16 protein-coding genes are annotated in these 22,049 nt (G+C 57.5%); 4 read left to right on the forward strand and 12 right to left on the reverse strand.

All coding sequences use genetic code 11. The features are described from left to right. The first annotated feature begins 279 nt into the window (after positions 1-279). Positions 280-1,320, forward strand: a complete 1,041-nt coding sequence (locus RHM59_RS03670; RefSeq protein WP_322170960.1) for a dienelactone hydrolase — start codon at positions 280-282, stop codon at positions 1,318-1,320. A 168-nt stretch (positions 1,321-1,488) separates the two neighbouring features. Here the strand turns inward: RHM59_RS03670 and RHM59_RS03675 are convergent, their stop codons facing one another. The 12 genes from RHM59_RS03675 to RHM59_RS03730 form a co-directional block, all read right to left on the reverse strand. Then, positions 1,489-2,145, reverse strand: coding sequence for a glycosyltransferase (locus tag RHM59_RS03675; RefSeq protein ID WP_322164552.1), 657 nt, complete (start codon positions 2,143-2,145; stop codon positions 1,489-1,491). Beyond that, positions 2,142-2,741, reverse strand: coding sequence for a class I SAM-dependent methyltransferase (locus RHM59_RS03680; protein WP_322285972.1), 600 nt, complete (start codon positions 2,739-2,741; stop codon positions 2,142-2,144). Before RHM59_RS03680 ends, RHM59_RS03675 begins: the two co-directional genes overlap by 4 nt. Continuing rightward, positions 2,738-3,496, reverse strand: coding sequence for a PIG-L deacetylase family protein (locus RHM59_RS03685; RefSeq protein WP_322164549.1), 759 nt, complete (start codon positions 3,494-3,496; stop codon positions 2,738-2,740). Before RHM59_RS03685 ends, RHM59_RS03680 begins: the two co-directional genes overlap by 4 nt. Then, positions 3,493-4,569 (reverse strand): acyl-CoA dehydrogenase family protein, encoded by a 1,077-nt coding sequence (locus RHM59_RS03690; RefSeq protein WP_322285973.1) that lies wholly within the window; start codon positions 4,567-4,569, stop codon positions 3,493-3,495. Before RHM59_RS03690 ends, RHM59_RS03685 begins: the two co-directional genes overlap by 4 nt. Continuing rightward, positions 4,566-6,764, reverse strand: a complete 2,199-nt coding sequence (gene glgX / locus RHM59_RS03695; protein WP_322285974.1) for a glycogen debranching protein GlgX — start codon at positions 6,762-6,764, stop codon at positions 4,566-4,568. Before glgX ends, RHM59_RS03690 begins: the two co-directional genes overlap by 4 nt. A gap of 160 nt (positions 6,765-6,924) precedes the next feature. Further along, the gene (locus RHM59_RS03700; RefSeq protein ID WP_322285975.1) at positions 6,925-7,281 is read right to left on the reverse strand and encodes a DUF2934 domain-containing protein; all 357 of its coding nucleotides are present in this window, start codon (positions 7,279-7,281) and stop codon (positions 6,925-6,927) included. A gap of 17 nt (positions 7,282-7,298) precedes the next feature. Beyond that, a complete protein-coding gene (locus RHM59_RS03705) occupies positions 7,299-10,094 on the reverse strand; it encodes a malto-oligosyltrehalose synthase (protein ID WP_322285976.1) in 2,796 nt (931 codons plus the stop codon). Beyond that, positions 10,091-12,169 (reverse strand): 4-alpha-glucanotransferase, encoded by a 2,079-nt coding sequence (malQ, locus tag RHM59_RS03710; protein ID WP_322285977.1) that lies wholly within the window; start codon positions 12,167-12,169, stop codon positions 10,091-10,093. The genes RHM59_RS03705 and malQ overlap by 4 nt, the downstream gene beginning before the upstream one ends. Beyond that, the gene (treZ, locus tag RHM59_RS03715; protein ID WP_322285978.1) at positions 12,159-13,973 is read right to left on the reverse strand and encodes a malto-oligosyltrehalose trehalohydrolase; all 1,815 of its coding nucleotides are present in this window, start codon (positions 13,971-13,973) and stop codon (positions 12,159-12,161) included. Before treZ ends, malQ begins: the two co-directional genes overlap by 11 nt. A 14-nt stretch (positions 13,974-13,987) precedes the next feature. Continuing rightward, entirely contained in the window at positions 13,988-15,574 is a 1,587-nt protein-coding gene (gene glgA, locus RHM59_RS03720; protein ID WP_322285979.1) for a glycogen synthase GlgA, read from the reverse strand. 591 nt (positions 15,575-16,165) lie between these two features. After that, positions 16,166-17,908: a phosphoethanolamine transferase CptA gene (locus tag RHM59_RS03725; RefSeq protein WP_322183852.1), complete on the reverse strand. Its 1,743-nt coding sequence runs from the start codon at positions 17,906-17,908 to the stop codon at positions 16,166-16,168. Positions 17,909-18,202: 294 nt separating this feature from the next. Then, a complete protein-coding gene (locus RHM59_RS03730; protein WP_322164538.1) occupies positions 18,203-18,382 on the reverse strand; it encodes a DUF6026 family protein in 180 nt (59 codons plus the stop codon). Positions 18,383-18,696: 314 nt separating this feature from the next. Here RHM59_RS03730 and gnd point away from each other — a divergent pair, with 314 nt between their 5' ends. The 3 genes from gnd to RHM59_RS03745 are packed head-to-tail and all read left to right on the forward strand — an operon-like array spanning position 18,697 to position 22,018. Beyond that, on the forward strand, positions 18,697-19,674 hold the full coding sequence (gnd, locus tag RHM59_RS03735; protein ID WP_322285980.1) for a phosphogluconate dehydrogenase (NAD(+)-dependent, decarboxylating): 978 nt from the start codon (positions 18,697-18,699) through the stop codon (positions 19,672-19,674). Further along, on the forward strand, positions 19,674-21,203 hold the full coding sequence (gene zwf, locus RHM59_RS03740) for a glucose-6-phosphate dehydrogenase (protein ID WP_322285981.1): 1,530 nt from the start codon (positions 19,674-19,676) through the stop codon (positions 21,201-21,203). The genes gnd and zwf overlap by 1 nt, the downstream gene beginning before the upstream one ends. Beyond that, entirely contained in the window at positions 21,200-22,018 is an 819-nt protein-coding gene (locus tag RHM59_RS03745) for an HAD family hydrolase (RefSeq protein WP_322285982.1), read from the forward strand. The genes zwf and RHM59_RS03745 overlap by 4 nt, the downstream gene beginning before the upstream one ends. Positions 22,019-22,049: the final 31 nt, after the last annotated feature.

A 22,049-nucleotide genomic window follows, 5' to 3' on the forward strand; every position in this document is an offset into this window, starting at 1 on the left:
CATTTGTCGGCTGATTTGCGACCGATCATCAATCTTGACGGAGAACTGACAGGTAACTCGTTGTCATTAGCAGTAAGATCGCCCTATCAGCGCTGATGTGAAAATTATGTCGGCAACTTTAAAACTTAATTTCAAGCGTTTGGCCCGGCTTATGCATTATTTGTCTGGCAGCTACTCTTAACTTAGTCAGCGCGAACAGCGTTAAACGGTGCGGAGCGCGGAAACTCGCAGCGGACTGCACACGTGGATGATATGGATCAACAAAGGTGGGGCCTGGCGATGGTGCGTCTTTGTGCGGTGTTAGTGATTTGCCTCTTTACAAGCCTGATTTCGGTGCAAGCCGAAGCAGCTGAATATTTGAGCGCGGGCTTTCATCGGCTGACGTTCCTTGATCCCTTGGATCTCCAGCCGATGCAGGCGATTGCCTTCTATCCTTCCACCGCCGAAAAGAAGACCCACCGGGTCGACGGGTACTTGGTAGAAGCGACTGAAGACGCTGATATCGCCATGGGTCGATTCCCGATGCTGATGCTGTCCCACGGTAATACCGGGACGCCTCTGGCCCTGCATGACCTGGCCACGTCTTTGGCCCGAAAAGGGTTCGTTGTGGTCGCCGTGATTCATCCTGGCGACAACTACCTTGACCACAGCCGTCTGGGCAGCCTGAGTAATCTTTACGGGCGGCCATTGCAGATTTCCGAAGCAATCACCGCCGCGCTGGCCGATCCAATGTTGTCCACGTATGTCGATGCTCAGCGAGTGGGCGTGATCGGTTATTCAGCCGGTGGCGAAACCGCGTTAATCCTCGCCGGGGCTCAACCTGATTTGCAGCGTCTGCGTAAATATTGTGCGGAGCGTCCGCAGGACAAAGATGCGTGCAAGACTCAAGGTGAATTGATTGTTGACCGGGATGATCTGCGCCCGGAGGCAGACCCACGGGTCGGAGCATTGATGCTGATGGCACCCCTGAGCTTAATGTTCGGCCGCCACGCGCTGGCCGAGGTGCATGTGCCGGTGTTGATGTACAGCGGCGACGGCGATCAATTGCTCGCACTGGACAAAAATGCTCAGGCATTGGCGCGCCAATTGCCCCAGGCGCCTGAATTCAAGCTGTTGCCGGGCGCTGGGCATTTTGTCTTCCTCGCACCGTGCACGGATGAGCAGCAAGCGACCCAAGCGATTTTGTGTACCGATGCCGAAGGCGTAGACCGGTTGGACATTCATCGCAACTTGACGGCCGACGCCGTACGGTTTTTTGGTGAAACCATAGGGCAGCCGAGTCAGGAAGGTATGCAGACGGCGCATCAGGAACAGGAATAATAAAGGTCCTTCAAGCTGATCGCAGCTTTCGGCAGCTCCTACAGCAATCGGTGCAGCGCTAAGATCTGTGGGACCGAATTCATTCGGGAAGGCAGCAACGCGGTATTGCGACAGACGAGGCGCCTGCTTGCCGAATAAATTCGGCCCTACGGTGATTGGGTAGGTGCATCACGCGCTAATCAGCGATCTCAGGTAATCCCCAAAACCACCCACGGCACGGCTATCAAGTCGGGTGCTGGTGGTTACTTGCGGCCCGCAACTCCAGGCGATCCGCGCGCCGCATAACTCCAGGTGCTGAACAAGGGTCACGTCTTCATGGCAGGCCAGCGGCGGAAAGCCCCCGGCACGGAGGTAGGCTGTCGCGCTGATGCCCAGGTTGGCGCCGTGGATATGGCGATGCCCGTCGCGATGTTGATAGCCTTGCTGGTAGCGAATTTGCGCTTCGAGCGCAATCTCTGCGTGCCAGTGACCGGGCGTCACCGTGCCGCACACCGCGTCGGCTCCGAGCGCTAATTGTTGCACCAGCCAGTCCTCGGCAACAGTGCTGTCGGCATCGGTGCAGGCGATCCAGCGCGCGCCTTGTTCAAGCAACATCCGGGCGCCTGCAGCACGGGCCAAACCGACGTTGCGCACGGTCAATGCCAAGGTTGAAACCCCAAAACTCTCAGCGATCGTCGCCGAACCGTCGGTGCAGCTGTCCAGCACCGCCAGCACCAGCACGGCTTCGCCATTGAGCGCCGCGTGCTGACTGGCCGACTGCACGGTTTGCAGGCACAGGCTCAAGAGTTGTTCTTCGTTATGGACGGGGATCAGGACTCCGATCATCGCAAACCTTCCTTTTCAGCCACTGATATCGGATCGCGGCTCCAAACGTCCAGCAGAAAATCCTTTTCCTGATGGGCAAATAGCCGATGCATTGGCAGCCGCTCTTGCAGCCGCTGATGGACCTGCTGCGCAGTTTGCGGGCAGCCCTCGATGGGCAAGCACCAATGGCAGGCGAGTAGTTGGCCGTCGGGAGCCAGCGAGGTAAGGGCGCGGTCGATCCATTGGTCCAGGTCAAGGGGGTCAAGGTAGTAACCCAACTCACTGAACACAATCAACTCAAAGGTTTCCTCGGGCCAATCGTAGGGCAACCGGGCGTGAAGCACTTGAGCATGCTCAACCCCCTGTAACCGCTGCTTGGCGAGACCCACGGCAGTTAACGACGTGTCGCAAATCAGCAAATGATCACAGCGAGTTGCCAGTGCGGCACTGAGTTCACCGTTGGCGCAGCCAGGTTCGAAAATGGCTGAGTAGTGTTCACGCGGCAAGGCGGCCAGGGTGAGGGCGCGTTTACGGCGCTCGTACCAGCGCTGTTTGAATGCCCAGGGGTCATCGTTGCCATCAAACAGTTGCTCGAAATAACTGTCGGCGACGCTCACAGGAACACCACTTCAAACGGTTGCAGCAATCGCTCTAGCACGTTGGCGGTCAGCACCGGCGGCAGGCCAATGTCGGGGTCGCCTTGTAACTGGCTGGCAAAGGCGTGGGCCGCATGACGTTTTCGGGCGATGGTCATCGGGTCCAGCAGGATTTTTCGTGCACGGGGCCAAGGAATAAGCTCATCTTCAGGCTGTGCCCAATGCCAGGCCCATATTGGCACCTGATGACACGGGGCACCGACATTTTCGGCAGCCCGCAGGGTCGCGCGTCCGGTGGCATCGTGATCACTGTGGCCGTCGTGATCCCACGTGACAAAGACAACATCGGTCGGGCGCAGGTAACGTTCGATGAACCTGCTAAGGGCGTGTTCGTCTCGGGCAATGGCGCTGTCCCTGAAACCGCCACGAATCCATTGCAGGCGGTGCAATGGCAGGTCGAGGCGCCGCAGCGCTTCGGCGGATTCCTGAGGCCGTATGACCGCCAGACGCTCCATCGGCCAAGTGTGTGAACCAGGGTGGCTGGCGCTGCCATCGGTCACCGAAATAAGCTGCATAGCACGGCCCAATTGCGCCAGCTGTTGCATCAGACCGCCGAAGCCCAGGACCTCATCATCCGGGTGGGGGGCGACAATCACCGCTCTGGAACCCACCGGAACCAGGAGTTCGGCACTCATTACCGGAAGTCGCGCCAGGCTTTTCGAGTGATTCCACGTCTGCAACGACGTGCCCTCGCCAACAATTAAATTTACGCTCACAGACCCCACATCCTTGTCGGCTGACGGCCAACGTCTGACTCACTGTCCAGTGAGTGGTTGGTGAATGAATCACTGGTGAGTTGCCCAAGCGCAGCGAGGTCGCGTTCGGCATGGCTTTGGCGCAGGAACACCGGTAGATCGGCGCTCAAGCGCGCAAAGTGCGATTCCTTGCAATAGGGGCCGGCGCCCAACGCCCGGCCAACGTGGAGAATCACCAATTCGGCAGTGGCTTCGACCACCGCCCGACTGCGCCGCGCCACGTGTTCGGCATTGACGGTTGGTTGATCGTCAAGGTATTGAGCGCTGTCGCGCAACACGCTCGCCGCGCTGTGCAATGCGCTATCAACCGCCCCCAGATGCGCCAAAGAATGAGGTTCTGCGTGTTTATTGGCCTGTACCAACAAGCGGCTCGCCAGCGCATTGGCCGCCCCGTACCAGCAGGCTGCAATGCCTATTGCGCCGTGCCAAAATCCTGATCGCGTCAGGTACTGTCCTGAAGAACCTATTCGATAGCCCTGCGCTCGTTCGAATTGCACTTCCACGCTGCCAGTGGCGCCCATGCCCACGGCACGCCATCCCTCGGTTGTAATCCTGACGCCGGGTTGATTGAGGGCGACAGCCACGAGCTGCTGTCGATTCTGCTCATCCCACGCGGTTATTAATGCATGGCTGAGTACGGCTGCGCCGGAACACCACGCCTTGCGGCCGTCCAGCCGCACGGGTTGTCCGTCAGTGTGATCACCGGCGTCGCCGTCGGGGGTGATGGAAACCTTGGCCTGGGGCGGTTCGGCTGCCCACATGCCCCAGGTACTGCTGGCTGAAGGCGGCGGGGCACCCAACTCGGTCATGATCGCTAAGGCGTCGGTGTGCCCTTCATACAGCTTGCACAGGCCCAGGTCATGACCCGCCACACAGGCCAAGCCCCGCCAGCGCTCAAGGGTTTGCCCGCCGGCGGGCAGCGGAAGATGATCGAGTCCTTCATGCACGAGCGCCTGCAAGCACTCGCCGAGCGCTTTCGCATCGGCATAACCGTGCTTGCGCCAGCCGAGGAACTCGCCGAGCGCTTGGTTCATGCTTGTTCTTCGTGGTGGAGTTCAAACAGCAACAAGGACCGCGGTGTAACGGCGTACTGCGTTCCGAAAGGAAGTTGATCGTCGCCGCGCGTATCGGGCTGGTTGGTATCGACCAGCAAGGTCCAATAAACGCCTTCGGGCACTTCGGGCAAGGTGAAGTTGACCTCCTCGTGGTGTGAATTGACCACCAGCATTAACGTGGCATCGGCACCGGGGCGGCGGATACCGGTCACTTGCGCGCGGCCGTCCATGAGCATCCCGAGGCAACGGCCATTGCCGTCTTCCCACTGCTCGATGGTCATTTCGCTGCCAGTCGGGGCGAGCCAGGTCACGTCCTTGACGCCGATTTCTTCGTTGTACTCACCTACCAGGAAACGTCCACGACGCAGAATCGGGTAACTGTGGCGCAACTTGATCAGGCGTCGAACAAACTTGAGCAACGACTTGCCGTCTTCATCCAGGTCCCAATTGACCCAGCCGATCTCGCTGTCTTGGCAGTAGGCGTTGTTGTTACCGTGTTGAGTGCGGGCAAATTCATCCCCGGCCACAACCATTGGTGTGCCTTGGGAGAACAGCAGGGTGGCGAAGAAGTTACGCATTTGCCGCAGACGCAGGGCGTTGATTTCAGGGTCATCGGTCGGCCCTTCAACGCCGTGGTTCCAGGACAGGTTGTTGTTGCTGCCGTCCTGATTGTTTTCATCGTTGTCTTCGTTGTGCTTGTCGTTGTAGGACACAAGGTCATGCAACGTGAAGCCATCATGGGCGGTGATGAAGTTGACCGAGGCAAAGGTGCTGCGCCCGCGCTGATTGAACATCTGCCCGGACGCCGTCATTCGAGCTGCAAAGTCGGACAGTTGGGCTTCGTCGCCTTTCCAGAAGGCGCGCACTGTGTCGCGAAACTTGTCGTTCCATTCCATCCAGCCCGGTGGGAAGCCGCCGACTTGATAACCGCCGGGGCCACAGTCCCAAGGTTCGGCAATCATTTTCACTTGGCGCAGCACGGGGTCCTGGCGGCAGGCCACCAAGAAGCTGTGGCGCTCGTCAAAACCATCGTGGTAACGGCCAAGAATGGTGGCGAGGTCAAAGCGGAAGCCATCGACATGCATCTCAGTGGCCCAATAGCGCAGGGAATCGGTGACCATTTGCAACACGCACGGGTGGCTGAGATCCAGGGTGTTACCGGTCCCGGAATCGTTGATGTAGAAGCGCTTGTCGTCGGGCATCAGGCGATAGTATGAGGCGTTATCGATACCGCGCATGGACAGGGTCGGGCCTAGCTCGTTGCCTTCGGCGGTGTGGTTGTAAACCACGTCCAGAATGACTTCGAGGCCGGCATCGTGCAGGTGGGCAATCATTTCCTTGAACTCTGCAATCTTGCCGTGAGCCAAGTAGCGCGGGTCTGGGGCAAAAAAGGCGATGCTGTTGTACCCCCAGTAATTGGTCATGCCTTTTTGCAACAAATGCTGGTCGTTGACGAACGCATGGATCGGCAGCAACTCGACGGAGGTTACCCCGAGTTTGCGGATGTGCTCGATAACCTCGTCGTTTCTCAGCCCGGAGAATGTACCGCGCAAGTCTTCAGGGACGGCCGGATGGCGCATGGTGAAACCGCGGACGTGGGTTTCATAAATGATGGTTTTATCCCACGGCACGTTGACCCGCTGGTCGCGGCCCCAGGTATAAGCAGGGTCGATGACCTTGCTTTTGGGAACAAAGGGCGCGCTGTCACGCTCGTCGAAGCTCAGGTCACCGTCTTCGTGACCGATGGTGTAACCGAATAAGGCTTCAGACCATTTCAGTTGGCCGACCAGCTGTTTTGCGTAGGGGTCGATCAACAGTTTGTTGTGATTGAAACGATGGCCGTTCTGCGGGTCGTAAGGACCGTAAACGCGATAGCCGTAGATCAACCCTGGATGGGCGTCGGGCAGGTAACCATGAAAAATTTCATCGGTGTATTCCGGCAGCTCGATACGCTCAAGTTCCACTTCACCGCTGGAGTCGAACAGGCACAGCTCCACTTTGGTGGCATTGGCCGAGAACAGCGCGAAGTTGACCCCGAGGCCATCCCAATTAGCGCCCAGTGGGAAGGGCAGCCCTTCACGGATTCGTGAGGTTACTTGTTCAGTACTGTCTTTGGGTGATGGCTGTTGGTTAGCGTCTTGATCTTTTGTTGCCTTGGCGTGTGACGTACTCATAAACATTCCCTGCGGTTTGATGCTTTCTGAAACGCGGCCGAATTCGTCACCGCCGGGCGTCAGAAGCCCTAATGTGGGTGGTTAGTTCAATTGGAACTACCGCAGGTTAATCGGCGGTTAAACCGATGCCTGCGGCCATACGCTTCGCGCCGGTAATCGGTCAGGTCGCGGACGGTTTACGCGGTGCACTGGGTTTCTTCGCCGTTGAGGCTACCGGTGCGGCCACCGGAGTAGATGCCGGAGCCGCCGTTGTTTTGGGCGCTGGCTTGGAAGCCGCTTTTGCGACGGGCTTGGCTGCGGGCTTAGAGGCCATAGGCTTAGCATCACCGGCACCGTCAACCTTGGGCAACTTGGGCTTGGCAGTCTTGCGCACATCCTTTTTGTCTGGCGCCAGAGCTTCCGCTTCGGCCAGTTTGCGGGCCATTTCCCAATGGCGCTCTTCCTGGCCGTCAGGTTGCCCTTCAGACTCCCAGATTTGGTACGCAAATTCCCGAACACGTTTCTCGTCGGCACTCATCTCGGCACTCCCAGGTATTACACAGTTTGAATAAGCAGGGTTACAGGAAACGTTACGAGCGCCGCGCTGAGCAGCAGCTCCTGATCAATTGAAACTGCCGCTTCGGAAAAAATTCCCTTCCAGCGATGGCGTGCCTGGGCAAACGGCAACACCACTCGCGTGTCACCCCAACTACCTGCATTGATTAATGGAGTTTGCGCGGTGCCCAATAGTTCAGTGATTAATCGCGGCACGACGACCACCGCATGCTGTCCGTCGCTCTCCCGTGCAAACGCCAGGACGTGGTCGGCATGTGTACCCAATACGTTCAACGGAATATAACGCCCGCGTCTGAAGAGTTGAGCATGCTCTGAGCGCAGGCTCAGTACGCGATGAATCAACGCCTGTTTGATCCGCCCGTCTTGCCATTGCTCAATCAGCGCTTCGGGGCTCAGCAACTCCGCCAACGCTGCGACCCGAGCGGGATAGTCAACGGGACGACGGTTGTCGGGGTCCACTAAGCTGAAATCCCAAAATTCGGTGCCTTGGTACAAATCTGGAACCCCAGGCGCGGTAATCCGCAACAACGTCTGGGTCAGACTGTTAAGCGCACCGGCTGCGGCAATACGATTGGCCGTGGCACCCAGCGATTGACGCAAGGCCACGCCTTCGGGCGCTAACAGCAGGTTGTTGAGAAAGTCTCGACACGCCCGCTCATAGGGTTCATTCGGTGCGCTCCAACTGCTGAGCAGTTTGGCTTCGCGCAGGGCTTTTTCTTGCCATTTGACCACGCGTTCCGCGAACGCCTCGAAGGCAGTTTCGCCGTCCATGTTCAGCGGCCAACTGCCAAGTAACGCCTGATACAGCATCAGTTCGTCGCCAGCGCTGATGCTGACGTCTCCCACCTTCAATGGCTCAGCCAATGTGCGCCAACGCTCAACTTGTTCGGCGTACCAGCCAGCGCATTCACTTAATACGGCAAGCCGTGTGCGGGTGTCTTCGCCGCGTTTGTGGTCGTGAGTTGCAGTGGCCAACAGGTTGTCGGGGAAAAATTCGACGCGGCGTTGGCAGGCTTCATGAAAGTGCTCGGGTGTTGCACTGAAATGCTGAGGGTGAAAGCCAACGTCATTACGCGAGAGCAGCACCGCTGAGCGGTAGAACGAGGTGTCCTCAACCGACTTGGCGGCGACCGGGGAGGTGAGTTGTTGAAAGCGCACGCACGCAGTGCGGTGAAGCGTGCGCAAACGTCCCCGCGGCAATTCACGCCAAGGTTGTCCACCGAGCCAGCGCTGCAAATAATCCAACACTGGCCAGTCGGCTTCGCCGAGGCTGAGTCGAGCGCCTTGCAGGGCTTGTTGGAAAAACCGGTCATCTTCGGCAGAGCGCCCGCACGCACTGATGTAGGTGCGGTAAATCGGGAAGTTAACCACCAGTGCCAGCAGCGCCCGGCGAATTGCGCCAAAGGTCAAATCACGGCTCATCAGGTCGCTGCGGGCCACCTGCAATAAGGCTTGGGCAACGCTTTCAAAGTCACCGGCCAAGGTGCCGTGCAGCACCAGATCCCGAGCTTCCAGCACCTCTTGATTGAAATTAGCGGTGCGTGCGCTGAGCCGACTCCACAACTCACCAAGGGGTACTTCGCCGCGGGGATCGTGCTGCAGCAACGACACCTGGTTCATGAATTCATAACCGGTGGTGCCATCCACACCCCAGTCCAACGGCAACTGTTCATCGGGCCCAAGGATTTTTTCGACGAAAATGGGCACATGGCTGACGTGGGTAGCGGCAGGACGTTTCGAGAGCAAGCCCTCGACGCGCCGGCGCAGTTTGCGGCAGTAAGCTCGTGGGTCGGCGAGGCCGTCGATGTGGTCGATGCGCAAACCGTCAACCAGACCGTCGCTGATCATTTCGAAAATTTTGCCGTGGGTCGCTTCGAAGACCATGGGCCGCTCGACGCGCAAACCGCCGAGTTCATTGATGTCGAAAAACCGTCGCCAGTTGATGTCGTCGCCGGCGGTGCGCCAGCTGGCCAAACGATAACGTTGGCGTTCGAGCAGTTGATGGAGTCGCTCAAAGCCTTGGGTTTCACTGGCGTCGAACTGTTTCAAGCCACGTTCGATGGCTTGGAGGATGTCCGGTTGTTGAACCAGTTCAGCCAGTTCGGCACGGGCCTGTCGGGCGCGTTCATAGGCTTGCGGGTAGCGTTCGAGTGCGGCAAAACGTTGGCTCAGCTCACTGAGCTTTGGGTGCTCTGCGGCATCAAGCAGCGCAGTGTAGGTGATTGGGTTGATCGGGAAGCGGTGCTGATAATGCTCGATGTAAAACCCGCCAATGACCGCATCAAAGCGCAACGGGATTTCCCCGGCTTGCAGCACGGTGCCGTAATCACTGCTCAGAAACGGCAACAGTAACTGGCCTTCCAGCAACGGATCGGGTGAATGCCATTGAATGTCGAAAAAGTCGGCGTAGGGGCTGCGGCGGCCCCACTCCAGCAAGTCCAGCCACCAAGGGTTGTCCGAACCACCGACCGCCATGTGGTTGGAAACGATATCGAGGATCAAGCCCATGCCGTGTTCGCGCAACGCACTGACCAGCCGGCGCAACGCCGGTTCGCCACCCAGCTCAGGGTTGATCACCCGTGGATCGACCACGTCATAACCATGCATCGACCCGGCTCGAGCCTTCAACAGCGGCGAGGCGTAAACATGGCTGATGCCCAAGCGGGCGAAGTAGGGCACCAGCGGCACGGCGTCATCTAGGGTAAAACCCTTGTGGAATTGCAGCCGCTGGGTGGCTCGCAACGGTTGCAGCGGCGCATTGGACGGCGTGTTCATTGGTCACGCTCCGCTGCTTGCACCCGCGATTGAGACAGCAGTTCCAGGCGGCGGGCGGCATGTTCATCATCAAGCAGGGTCGCGCTGTCTCCCGACAGACGCCGGCGCCAATTGGGGTGACTGTCGATGGTGCCAGGTAAGTTCGATTGTTCTTCGACGCCGAGGGCATCTTCCATCGGCAACAGCACCAGCGGTGCCCGGGTATGACCGAGGTAGCGGACGCTTGCATCTACAATTTGCGCGCTTTCGCTGAGGGGATCGCGAAAGTTCGCCCAGTCTTGGCTCAACGCCTGTCGTAACCCTTCGCGTTCGCGCTGCCGGCTTTCGCGGGCATGACATTCGGTGTCCTCGTCGATCAGCCCTAGGCCACGGCTCCAGTCTATATCCAGCTCATTCCACCAACCAGTGAGCGTTGGCAAGTCGTGGGTGCTGGTGGTGGCCAATGCTTCGTCTGACCATTTCAGAATCGGTTTGAAATGCGCGTTGTCCTGTTCAAACAATAGAACGCGCATGCCAAGAATGGCTCGGGCCGACAGCTTGTCGTGCATGCCTTCGGGGACGGTGCCAAGGTCTTCGCCGAGCACTACAGCTTTGTGACGCCAGGATTCCAGGGCGAGTAAGCGCAACATGTCGTCCAGCGGGTAGTTGAGGTAGGCGCCTTGGCTGGGCGGTGATCCCACCGGCACCACCCACAGGCGTTGCAGGCCCATGACATGGTCAATGCGCAAGCCACCGGCGTGGGCGAAGTTGGCCCGCAACATCTCGATAAACGCCCGGAAACCGTTGCGCTTCAAGCCATCAGGGGAAAACGCCGAAATGCCCCAGCTTTGCCCGGAGCGATTAAGAATGTCTGGCGGTGCGCCCACGGTCAGTGCCGAGAGCAGTTCATCCTGCCGACTCCAGGCCTGGCTGCCTGCACCGTCTGCGCCGACAGCCAAATCGGCAATCAGGCCAACACACATGCCGCTGCTGCGTGCCGCGACTTGCGCGCGCTCCAACCCTCGGGCAATCAGCCACTGAGCGAAGGCGTGGAAACGGATCTGCTCGCGGTGTACATCTGCGAACTCGGCAATGTCCCTACTTTGAGGATTCTTAAACTCTTGCGGCCATTCACGCCAATCCGTACTCATGCCACGGGTCACGCATTGCGCCTGTAAGGCCTCGAAGCGGCAGTGATTTTCCAGTGCTTCGCCGCCTTTTTCACAAAAGCTGACGAAGTCCTCATTCATCGGGTGCGTGCCATTGCTGAAGCCTGCGTACAGCGCGTGCAACAGCTTCCACTTGGCAGCGGCCGCCGCCGGCCAATCGACCAGTGGCAGCCCCTCAAGACGCGCCAGCTCGTCGGTTAAGTCGGTTTGTTCAATCGCCATGCGCACGTCGCGCTCGCCGAGGATATTGCCAGGCGAGGCATACAAGCCATTCAGGAACAAGCGGCTGGAGGGTGAATAGGGGCTGTAACGATGGGGGTCACTGGCAAACATCGCGTGCATCGGGCTGATGGCCACCGCATCGGCGCCACGTTCACCGGCAGAGCGGATAAAGGTTTCCAATGCCTGAGTGTCGCCAAATCCACCGTCACCCTGGCGCCGTAATGAATACAGCTGCACGGTCAAACCCCATACCCGGGGGGTGGGCGTCTCGGTTGCCATGGCCATGCTGAAACAGGTTTTCGGCGCTACCGCAATTGTCAGGCGCTGCCCGTCGATCAGCAACAGGTGGTAGCCGACAACCCCCGGCGCCGGCAGTTGCACGGTATCGGTCAATTCGCCGTTAAGGGTGCCACCGTCTTCAAGCTCGAGCACAAACGGAGTATGGGGTGCGAACCAGGTAAAAAGATCCAGCGCATGACCGTCATCCACCGTCAACAGAGGCGGCGCGCTGTGTTGTATATCCGACTCGGTCAGACGTTGCAGACTGGTGTCGATATCGAGGCTGCTGTAGGCGGGATAACCCAGGCCGTCGAGCACTTTGCACAATACGTCGGGAGCGACAGTTTGCGGCCGTCCGTTGGCGTCGATCCAGTGGACCGACAGACCCGCGCGGATGGCCAAACCATGGAGTTGCTCATTGCTCATCCTGTTCCTCCAAAACATCGGTCGCTGTCAGGCTGACAATTGCCGTGTAGGGGTTGAGGGTGCCGTGCCGAGAAAGTTCTGCCGAATGAGGCAGGGTTTCAAAGAGTACGGTGCCACGTTCAGAGGCGAGCAGATCGACAGGATGCTCGCCCAGATTCAAATCGATGCGCAACACGCTGCCATCGCCCATACGCCAGCGTGCGATCAGGGCACCGTGGCCCAGCACGCAGGCCGCTAATGCTTCGGCGCCAATCAGGCGCGGCACAATGTGTTGGTGACGCAGCGTCAGCAGTTGCTTGTAAAGTGCGAGCCACTGTTGATGATCAGCCCCCTGATCGGTTTCCAGAAATACCTTGTCGAAGGCCGGGCGCGATTTTTCGAACGTGCTGCGGGCATTAGGGTCGGGAATATTTTCGCGGGTTTCTTCATCAGCAAACGCTGGAAAATCAGCAAACTCGCTGCGACGACCTTCACGTACGGCTTCGGCCAGCTCGCCGTGGTGGCTGGTGAAAAACAGAAACGGTTCGCTTGCGGCCCAATCGTCACCCATGAACATCAAGGGAATCATTGGCGACAGCAACAACAGAACGGTGGCTGCGCGAAGGGCCTGGCCACTCGTTAACAGCGGTAGACGTTCGCCATACGCTCGATTACCGATCTGATCGTGATTCTGCAAAAATAATACGAACGCGCTGGGCGGCAAATGCCCGCTTGGTTCGCCCCGGGGGTGGCCATGACGATTGCCCTCACCTTGGAACACGAAGCCCTCGCTTAAGCAGCGAGCCAATTTTTGCGCAGGGTCGTTGGCAAAGTCTGCGTAGTACGCATCGCTTTCGTCAGTCAGCAAGACGTGCAGTGCGTTGTGCCCGTCATCGTTCCACTGCGCATCAAAACCCTCTTCTAACAAGCTGGCCTCGTTGTGCTCGTTTTCCAGGTTCAGCCATACCTGCCTGGGGGCATCAACTTGCTGGCGTACTCGCTCGGCGAACTCTTTAAGGAACGTGTCGTCTTTGATCGCGTGTACCGCATCCAGGCGCAAGCCATCGAAGCGATAGTCCAATAACCACATCAAAGCGTTGTCGATAAAAAAGTCACGAACTTCGCGACGGCGAAAATCGATGGCCGCGCCCCACGGGGTTTTAATGTCTTCGCGGAAGAAACCCTTGGCGTAATTGCCCAAGTAGTTACCGTCTGGTCCGAAGTGGTTGTACACCACGTCGAGAATGACCATCAGGCCGTGCCCGTGGGCGGCATCGATCAAGGCTTTGAGCTGGTCCGGGGTGCCGTAAGACGATTGCGGCGCATAGGGTAAAACACCGTCGTAGCCCCAATTGCGATCACCGGGAAATTGCGCCAATGGCATGAGTTCGATAGCGGTAATGCCTAACTCTGCAAGACGCGGCAGGTGTTTTTCGACTTCGGCGTAACCGCCCAGTACACCCACATGCAGCTCATAAATAACCGCCTCATGCCAAGGTCGTCCGGCCCACTCAGGGTGTTGCCAACGATACGCCGAGTGATCGATCACTCGGCTGGAGGAGTGCACATCGCAAGATTGCGCCCGAGAAGCGGGATCGGGCACTTCAAGCTCATGGTTGATTTTGTAGCGATACAGCGTTCCGGCAGGGCAATAGGTTTCCAACACGAACCAGCCGTCATTCTGCGGCAGCATTGCCGCAGATGGCTGGTTTTCGCATTCAACACTGACGGAGTGAGCATCCGGTGCCCAGAGGGCAAACCGGGTGCGTTCGGCATCCAACATGACGGCGCCGTGGCGCCAGTTTTCATCCGTGCGCATAGGCATCCGTTCAACCCCTTTTAGTTGTTGGCGGTAGCACCCACATTCTTTTTCAGAAGTTCCTGGTACAGCTCGGCATAAGGCTCCACCGCTTGGTGCCAGTTAAAAGGCGCGGCCATTGCCCGGCAGCGCATCGCATTGAGCAGCTCGGGATTGGCGAACACCTTGATTGCCCGAGTCAGCGCTTCCGAATAGCTTTCTATGGAGGCGTCTTCAAATAAGAAACCTGTGACGCCATCTTCAATGGTGTCAGCCAGGCCACCGGTATTACGGGCTACCGGTAACGAACCGAAGCGCTGAGCGTACATCTGGCTCAAGCCACAAGGTTCATAGCGCGATGGCATTAACAAAAAGTCACTGCCAGCAAACATCCGGCGAGCGTCGGTTTCGTTGAAGCCGACACGGACACTCACTTGGCCGGGGAAACGCAGCGCCAAGGCACGCATGGCGTCTTCTTCTTCGGGTTCGCCTCGACCAATGATCGCTATCTGGCCCCCTGAGTTGACGATGTGTTCAGCAACGCCAATGGTCAGGTCCAGGCCTTTTTGAAACACCAACCGTGACACCACCGCAAACAGTGGGCCCTGAGACGGTTCGAGTTCAAACAGTTCACGCACATAGTCGGCGTTGATTTCTTTACGCTGCCATTCGTTAGGCTCAAACCGGCAAATCAAGTGCTCGTCAGTGGCTGCGTCCCAACTGGCGTCGATGCCGTTTGGAATACCACTGAGCAGGCCTTGTTCAGCCTTGCTTTGTAAGAAGCCCTCAAGCCCGCACCCGAATGCCGGAGTTGTGATTTCCTTGGCGTAGGTCGCGCTGACCGTGGTGATGTGACTGGCGTAGGCCATGCCAGCTTTGATAAACGAAAGCTTGCCGTAGAACTCCATACCGTCAGTGCCCAGCGCTTGATCGGGAATACCCAGCTCGCGGTTACAACCGGTACTGACCGTCCCTTGATACGCCAGGTTGTGTATCGTGAAAATGCTTGGTGTTGTCTGCCCGCGCCATTTCATATAGGCCGGCGCTAAGCCAGCAGGCCAGTCGTGGGCGTGAACCAGCTCAGGGCACCACTGGGTTTTCACTGCACCGGCGGCAAAGTCAGCGGCGGCAAGGCCCAGTCGAGCGAAGCGGATATGGTTGTCCGACCAGTCACGGCCGTTGTTGTCGCCATACGGCGTACCTTCGCGCTCGTACAGCTCGGGGCAAATCAGAACATATATGACCAGACCGTCTTTCATGTCCATTCGGCCGATTTTGCACGCAGGCAACGCGGCATAACCACTCAACTCACTAATGACGTGAATCGGATTACCGCTATTGAGAACTTGGGGGTAACCGGGAATCAGCACGCGGACATCGTGCAGGTGGCGCATGGCTCGCGGCAGTGCAGCAGACACATCACCAAGACCTCCGGTTTTCACCAGATCAGCCAGCTCCGACGTCACGAATAGAATTTTTCTTCTGTTCGTCAGAGTAATAGTTGGCTGTGAAGTCGGTAGTTGCAGCAGTTGAACGCTCGTCGATGCGAAGACCGGCAGATGGGTCAGCTCGCTGGCCGGCTGATTAAAACTCTCTCCCTTCTGGGTTTTGACAGCGGCGCTAATCATCTTTTTCTCCCGTTATAAATACAGTGTGGTGCAGCACTCGATTTCTTATTAGCCATTTCCTATGGCCGTCCACACAAGCGCTACGCAAGAACGGTACCCATTTACCGTATGCGTGATAGCTGGACAGGGGACTGAGCCCTTACTCGGGTTACGCCAATAGCTTAGGCTCTCTTTCATGATGACCCACCGATGTATCAGAAAGTTTCGATTATTTTTACGAAGTGGCGTGGCAAGGGGGTCTCAGCTCAATAGGCCGGGTTTGTGCGCGATATTACAAGGCGTTTATCAACTGAAATGCACTTCTATGAGGCAGGTCAACGATAACCCAGAGACGCGAACCATTGGTCGGATTGTTAGACAATGGGCCAAAAAATAACCGGGTTACAAAAACTTGCCTAGAAAAACGCGCCAGCAATAATCAGTGAGCGAAAGCGACTGCCAGTTCCCGGTGCGCGGGTGGACTTTTGAGGTGTCGATTTGGTTGATTAGAGTGCACGCAAAACGACACCGCTTTAAAGCGGGTCCGTCGGGCAGAAGATCGGTATCGGTATTGATAGAAAAAGGCCTGCCAGAAGGGCAGGCCTGTGTGGGCTATTGCTGGACCACTTTAGGCGCGACGGTCGGTGGTGTATTGCCGCGCATCAGGCTGAAATCTGACAGGCCTTTTTGGGCGTAGGGGTCGCCGATCATGCGCGGGTGCTCTTTGAAGTCGAAACTGACGAGGCTCTTGGTGCTGTCCAATTGATCGAAGCTCAGTCCCGCCAGTTGAGCCCACGTATAGATCAGCGAAGAACTGCTGAACGGCCGGCTCTTGATACTGGAAAAGTCCCAATTGTGCGTCTGACGCCACTTCGGCGACGCATACACCATAAACGGAATGGTATACATCGGCACGGTGGGCTTGGCCTCGTTGCGGCCGAGTACATCGTATTTCGGACCATCATAAACGTCTTCGCCGTGATCAGAGAGGTACAGCAGGAAGCCGTTCGGATCGACGTTGGCGTAGCTCTTGATCAGGCTCGATACCACGAAATCGTTGTACAAGACTGCATTGTCATAGGTGTTGTAGATCGGCACCTGATCATCGCTGACGCCGGCCGGAATGCCGGTCCGATCGGTAAATTTATCGAACGTTTCCGGGTAGCGGTACTGGTAGCTCATGTGGGTGCCCAGCAAGTGGACCACGATGAATTTACGCGGCGCCGGATCGTTGAGGATCTTGTTAAACGGTTCGATGACATCGCCGTCGTATTGGCGAGCGTTCTGATTGCGGTTGTTGTTGAGGTACACCTGCTCGTCGGTTTGTTCCGAGAACGTGGTCAGCATGGTATTGCGTTTGGTCATCGTCTGCTGGTTGGTGATCCAGTAGGTTTTGTACCCTGCTTGTTTCATGACACTGACAATAGACGGTGTCTTCAGGTACAGGTCCGGGTTTTCTTCATTGGCGAAGGTCAGCACCTGTTGCAGCGCTTCAATGGTGTAGGGCCGTGGTGTGATGACGTTGTCAAAGACCTGCAACTGGTCCTTTAACTGGTCGAGGTTGGGCGTTGTTTCGCGGGGGTAACCGTACAGACTCATGCGCTGGCGGTTGGTCGATTCGCCAATGACCAAGACCATCGTGGCTGGAAGATTGGCCTGCTGGTCTTTCAAGTTGGTCAGCGGAGGGATTTCACTGCTGCTTTTAAGCATCCCTTGCATGCTATTCAACTGCTGGCCATAACGGTGGTAGGCCACCAGCATTTGCCATGGCACTGCGGGCTCGACACGGCTTTCGTAGCTTTCAAAGGCTGCGGCTAAATCGCCACGCCGGTCCAACTGCTTGCCAAACGGCAACACGATCAGGAGGAACACGATGGCCAGCGAGGTAATCCAGGCGCTACGGCGTTTCATCTGAACAGGGCGCAAACGGGTCCACAGGAACACCGCAAACGCGGTATGCGCCACGAACGCCAACACCATCCACCACGCGAAGTATTGGGTGATGTACTCACCGGCTTCAGAGACGTTGGACTCGAACATGATGAAAATCACGCTTTGCGAGAACTCTTGCTGGTAAATGAAGAAGTAACCCAAGCTCGCCAGCGAGCACAGCCACAACACCACGCCTATGACGCCGGCCATCACCCGGGTTTTGGATGGGAACAGAACCATCGGCACCAGCCAGATGGCGCTCATGACGAACGCCTGGCGAAAGCCGGCAAAACCTGAGATTCCGGTGACTTGAATAAGCAGCTGGGTGATGCCGGAAAAATACCAAAAGAATACGAAGAGCCAGCATAGACCGGCCCAATCAAAACCTTTCGAGGTCGTCTTACCCCGTTTGAAAATCGCCATTAGCGCTCCAGCACGTTATCCATTAGTACTGCCGACAACGTGAGTCCGAGCCGACCAGCCTGTCTTCACCCGTAAGCCGGGCCGTATAAAAAGGGCGCAGAGTATAGCTGAGGCGGGCAAGAAGTATTGCATCAGGTAACCAGACGGGCAAACCGTGCAGGGGAACGTTAGCGACTGTGTCTGGTCGGAACCCAATGAGAACGCTGCGGACGCGACCTGTAGCGAACGTGTTCGCGAGGCAATTAGCCTGACACACCGTATCAAGCTTGAATCGCCTACAGAGGGGGTATCAGGTCAGTTGGTCAGGCGCGAGGCGGGATTTGAATCAGTCTGCGCAAGCGTTTGTAGCCGCTCGGTCAAACGAGCCACTTTTCGCAGCAACTGATCACGTTCGTCTTTGAGCTGACGCAACTCGTCACGACGAATGCTGACATAAAGGGTTTGGGGTGGGAGTGCTGACAGGAGGGTGCCCATTGCTTACCTCGCAAATATCGTGTTTCGACTCAGCGTTGGACGTGTGAGAATTTCAGGCTTCGGTTAAGCGTGAATCTTCGTTAGCCTACTGAGCTATCGGTGGCGATTCTGATTTCTTTTATTCAGGAATGGAACTTTTTTATTTTTAATTGTCGCGAATGTTTCTTGATCGCGAAAATCTACTGAATCAGGCAGGCTCACCCACGCCCCCTGCCTTTGATACCCCCTGGTCCGGCCGCTGTGGACTATCTGCTATGTACTGCTGGGCTATATAAGGTGAGGCATCCCTTTCTTCGTATTAAGGAGCACCCCACATGCAACTTGGGATTATTGGACTGGGCCGCATGGGCGGCAATATCGCAAGACGGTTGATGCTTAATGGCCATACTACGGTCGTTTACGACCGCGATGAGAGCGCTCGTGCCGTAATGGCTAAGGAAGGTTCCACCGCCGTTGTTGACCTCGCTGCGCTGGTCGCGGGCTTGGAAAAACCCCGGGCGGTGTGGGTCATGCTCCCGGCGGGCGCTCCCACCGAAGACACGGTCAATGCCTTGAGTGAGCTGCTGGAGCCGGGCGATGTGATCATTGATGGCGGCAACAGCTTCTATAAAGACGATATTCGTCGCTCCCAGGCGCTCACCCAGAAACAACTGCACTATGTCGATGTCGGGACGTCAGGCGGCGTGTGGGGCTTGGAACGCGGTTACTGCATGATGATCGGCGGCGATGTCGACGTGGTTAAACGCCTGGATCCGCTGTTCGACAGCTTGGCTCCCGGCTATGGCTCCATTGAGCGCACCAAAGACCGCAACGCGGCCGACGACCGTGCCGAGCGGGGTTACATTCATGCCGGCCCTGCGGGTTCCGGGCATTTCGTGAAGATGATCCACAACGGCATCGAGTACGGGATGATGCAGGCGTTTGCCGAAGGGTTCGACATCCTCAAGATGAAAAACTCCGACCACTTGCCGCCTGAGCAGCGCTTCGACCTCAATGTTGCCGATATTGCTGAAGTCTGGCGTCGGGGTAGCGTCGTGTCCTCATGGTTGCTGGACCTGACTGCCGACGCGCTGGCCACTGATCCGCAGCTCAATGCTTACTCCGGCAATGTGGCCGACAGTGGTGAAGGTCGCTGGACCATTGATGCGGCCATGGAGCAATCAGTGCCGGTGCCGGTACTGTCTAGCGCATTGTTCGCGCGTTTTCGCTCACGGCAGGAAAGCACCTACGGCGATAAAATGCTGTCTGCCATGCGTTTCGGTTTTGGCGGCCACAAAGAGGGACCAAAATAATGGGTCTGTCGCGAGCCACCTCCAATCAAGCGCCGAAAGTTGCCCCGCCGGCCACGTTGTTTCTGTTCGGCGCCCACGGTGATTTGGTCAAACGCTTGCTGATGCCTGCGCTGTATAACCTCAGCCGTGATGGTCTTCTGGGCAACGGCGTTCACATTGTTGGCGTTGACCATAACGCGATTAGCGACGCTGATTTTGCAAAAAAACTCGAAGACTTCATTCGCCAGGAAGCGGCCAGCAAAGTCGCCGAAGGCGGAGCCGAACCGCTGGACCCTGCCTTGTGGAGCGATCTGGCCAGCCGTATCAGCTATGTGCAGGGTGATTTTCTCGACGATTCGACTTACAGCGACATTGGCGAAAAAATCAAAACCACCGGCTCGGGTAACGCAATCTTTTACCTCGCTACAGCACCCCGCTTTTTCAGCGAAGTGGCCAAGCGTCTGGGCTCGTCGGGGTTGCTGGTCGAGAGTGACGACAGCTTCCGGCGCGTCGTGATCGAAAAACCGTTCGGGTCCGACTTGCCGAGCGCGGTAGGTCTCAATGCTTGCCTGCTAAAGGTGATGGCTGAGAAGCAGATTTACCGGATCGACCACTACTTGGGCAAAGAGACCGTGCAGAACATTATGGTCAGCCGTTTTTCTAACGGCTTGTTCGAATCGTTCTGGAACAACCATTACATCGACCACATTCAGATCACTGCCGCAGAAACCGTGGGCGTTGAAACCCGAGGCAGTTTTTACGAGCGTACCGGTGCATTGCGAGACATGGTGCCCAACCACTTGTTTCAGTTGCTGGCCATGGTGGCCATGGAACCACCGGCCGCGTTCGGCGCCGATGCGGTGCGCGGCGAAAAAGCCAAAGTCATTGGCGCGATTCGCCCGTGGACGCAAGAAGAGGCGTTGGCCAACTCGGTACGCGGTCAGTACGCAGAAAGCACGGTGGGCGACCAAAGTGTCGCCGGGTATCGGGAAGAGCCCAACGTCGCGCCGGACAGCACCACGGAAACCTACGTCGCGTTAAAAGTGATGATCGACAATTGGCGCTGGGTCGGCGTGCCGTTCTACCTGCGTACCGGCAAGCGCTTGAGTGCCCGTGACACTGAAATTGCGATCTGCTTCAAACCTGCGCCTTACGCGCAGTTTCGCGATACGGACGTTGAGCAGCCAAAGCCCAACTATCTGAAGATCCAGATTCAACCGAACGAGGGCATGTCGTTCGACCTGCAGGCTAAGCGACCAGGGCCTACATTGGACATCGTCGACATCGAGCTGGGGTTTGCTTACAAAGACTTCTTCGAGATGCTGCCGTCGACCGGTTACGAAACCCTGATCTACGACTGCTTGGCCGGCGACCAAACCTTGTTTCAACGGGCCGATAACATCGAAAACGGCTGGCGCGCCGTGCAACCGTTTCTGGATGCCTGGGCCAAGCACCCCAACGTCGAGCAGTACAAGGCGGGCGAAGAAGGCCCCGCTGCTGCCGATGAGCTACTGGCGCGCGACGGCTTTGAATGGCGCACTATCGGATGAGCGACCCCGCGCAACCCCTCATCCAGTTTTTGCTGTCCGACATCGACGGCACCTTGCTACGTCCCGACCACAGCTTGAGCCAGGCCAACGCCGACGCGATCAAACAACTGCGCGCTGCGGGCATTCGCTTTACCTTGGCCAGCAGTCGTCCTCCCAGGGCCATGCGCCAGCAGATCGAAGCCTTGGGGATTGATTTGCCAACCGTGGCGTTTAACGGCGGCTTGATCACTCATCCCGATGGCCGGGTGTTGTCAGCCCACCGTATTCCACGGGCAGCGGCGAGTGCGAGCCTGGCGATGTTTACTGGCCAGGATTGCTCGGTGTGGGTCTTCGCCGATGACCAATGGTTGTTGCGCGATCTCAATGGGGCGTTGGTCGACCATGAGCGCAAGACACTGGGTTACGACCCCATCGTGGTCTCCAGTTTCGAGCCATATCTGGATCGGATCGACAAAATCGTCGCCGCCAGCGCCAATCACCAACTGTTGAAAGACCTTGAGGCACAGCTCAATCCGCAGATTGACGGCTTGGCATTAGCGTCGCGGTCGCAGTCGTACTACTTGGACGTCAATGCCGTGGAAGCCAACAAAGGCAACGCGCTGGTGACCCTCGCCGAATTTCTGGGGGTGCAACTGAGCCAGACTGCCGCTATTGGTGACGGTAGCAATGACGTGGCGATGTTCCATGTCGCCGGGTTGTCGATTGCTATGGGGCAGGGCGATGAAAGTGTTCGCAGCCAGGCCGATTACGTGACAGGCAGTAATTTAGAGGACGGTGTGGCGACAGCCATTAGGCGCTATATTTTGCCGCGCTAAACGTACACCGCTAAACACCATGCACCACCCT

It is taken from the genome of Pseudomonas sp. MH10 (assembly GCF_034353045.1).
GTDB lineage: Bacteria > Pseudomonadota > Gammaproteobacteria > Pseudomonadales > Pseudomonadaceae > Aquipseudomonas.

What these genes read in the sequence shown, in the direction of transcription:
- RHM59_RS03675 (WP_322164552.1), bottom strand. Translation starts at nt 2,145, where the DNA reads ATGATCGGAGTCCTGATCCCCGTCCATAACGAAGAACAACTCTTGAGC.
- glgA (WP_322285979.1), bottom strand. Translation starts at nt 15,574, where the DNA reads ATGATTAGCGCCGCTGTCAAAACCCAGAAGGGAGAGAGTTTTAATCAG.
- RHM59_RS03705 (WP_322285976.1), bottom strand. Translation starts at nt 10,094, where the DNA reads ATGAACACGCCGTCCAATGCGCCGCTGCAACCGTTGCGAGCCACCCAG.
- zwf (WP_322285981.1), top strand. Translation starts at nt 19,674, where the DNA reads ATGGGTCTGTCGCGAGCCACCTCCAATCAAGCGCCGAAAGTTGCCCCG.
- RHM59_RS03670 (WP_322170960.1), top strand. Translation starts at nt 280, where the DNA reads ATGGTGCGTCTTTGTGCGGTGTTAGTGATTTGCCTCTTTACAAGCCTG.
- glgX (WP_322285974.1), bottom strand. Translation starts at nt 6,764, where the DNA reads ATGAGTACGTCACACGCCAAGGCAACAAAAGATCAAGACGCTAACCAA.
- RHM59_RS03730 (WP_322164538.1), bottom strand. Translation starts at nt 18,382, where the DNA reads ATGGGCACCCTCCTGTCAGCACTCCCACCCCAAACCCTTTATGTCAGC.
- malQ (WP_322285977.1), bottom strand. Translation starts at nt 12,169, where the DNA reads ATGAGCAATGAGCAACTCCATGGTTTGGCCATCCGCGCGGGTCTGTCG.
- RHM59_RS03725 (WP_322183852.1), bottom strand. Translation starts at nt 17,908, where the DNA reads ATGGCGATTTTCAAACGGGGTAAGACGACCTCGAAAGGTTTTGATTGG.
- RHM59_RS03690 (WP_322285973.1), bottom strand. Translation starts at nt 4,569, where the DNA reads ATGAACCAAGCGCTCGGCGAGTTCCTCGGCTGGCGCAAGCACGGTTAT.
- RHM59_RS03745 (WP_322285982.1), top strand. Translation starts at nt 21,200, where the DNA reads ATGAGCGACCCCGCGCAACCCCTCATCCAGTTTTTGCTGTCCGACATC.
- gnd (WP_322285980.1), top strand. Translation starts at nt 18,697, where the DNA reads ATGCAACTTGGGATTATTGGACTGGGCCGCATGGGCGGCAATATCGCA.
- treZ (WP_322285978.1), bottom strand. Translation starts at nt 13,973, where the DNA reads ATGCCTATGCGCACGGATGAAAACTGGCGCCACGGCGCCGTCATGTTG.
- RHM59_RS03700 (WP_322285975.1), bottom strand. Translation starts at nt 7,281, where the DNA reads ATGAGTGCCGACGAGAAACGTGTTCGGGAATTTGCGTACCAAATCTGG.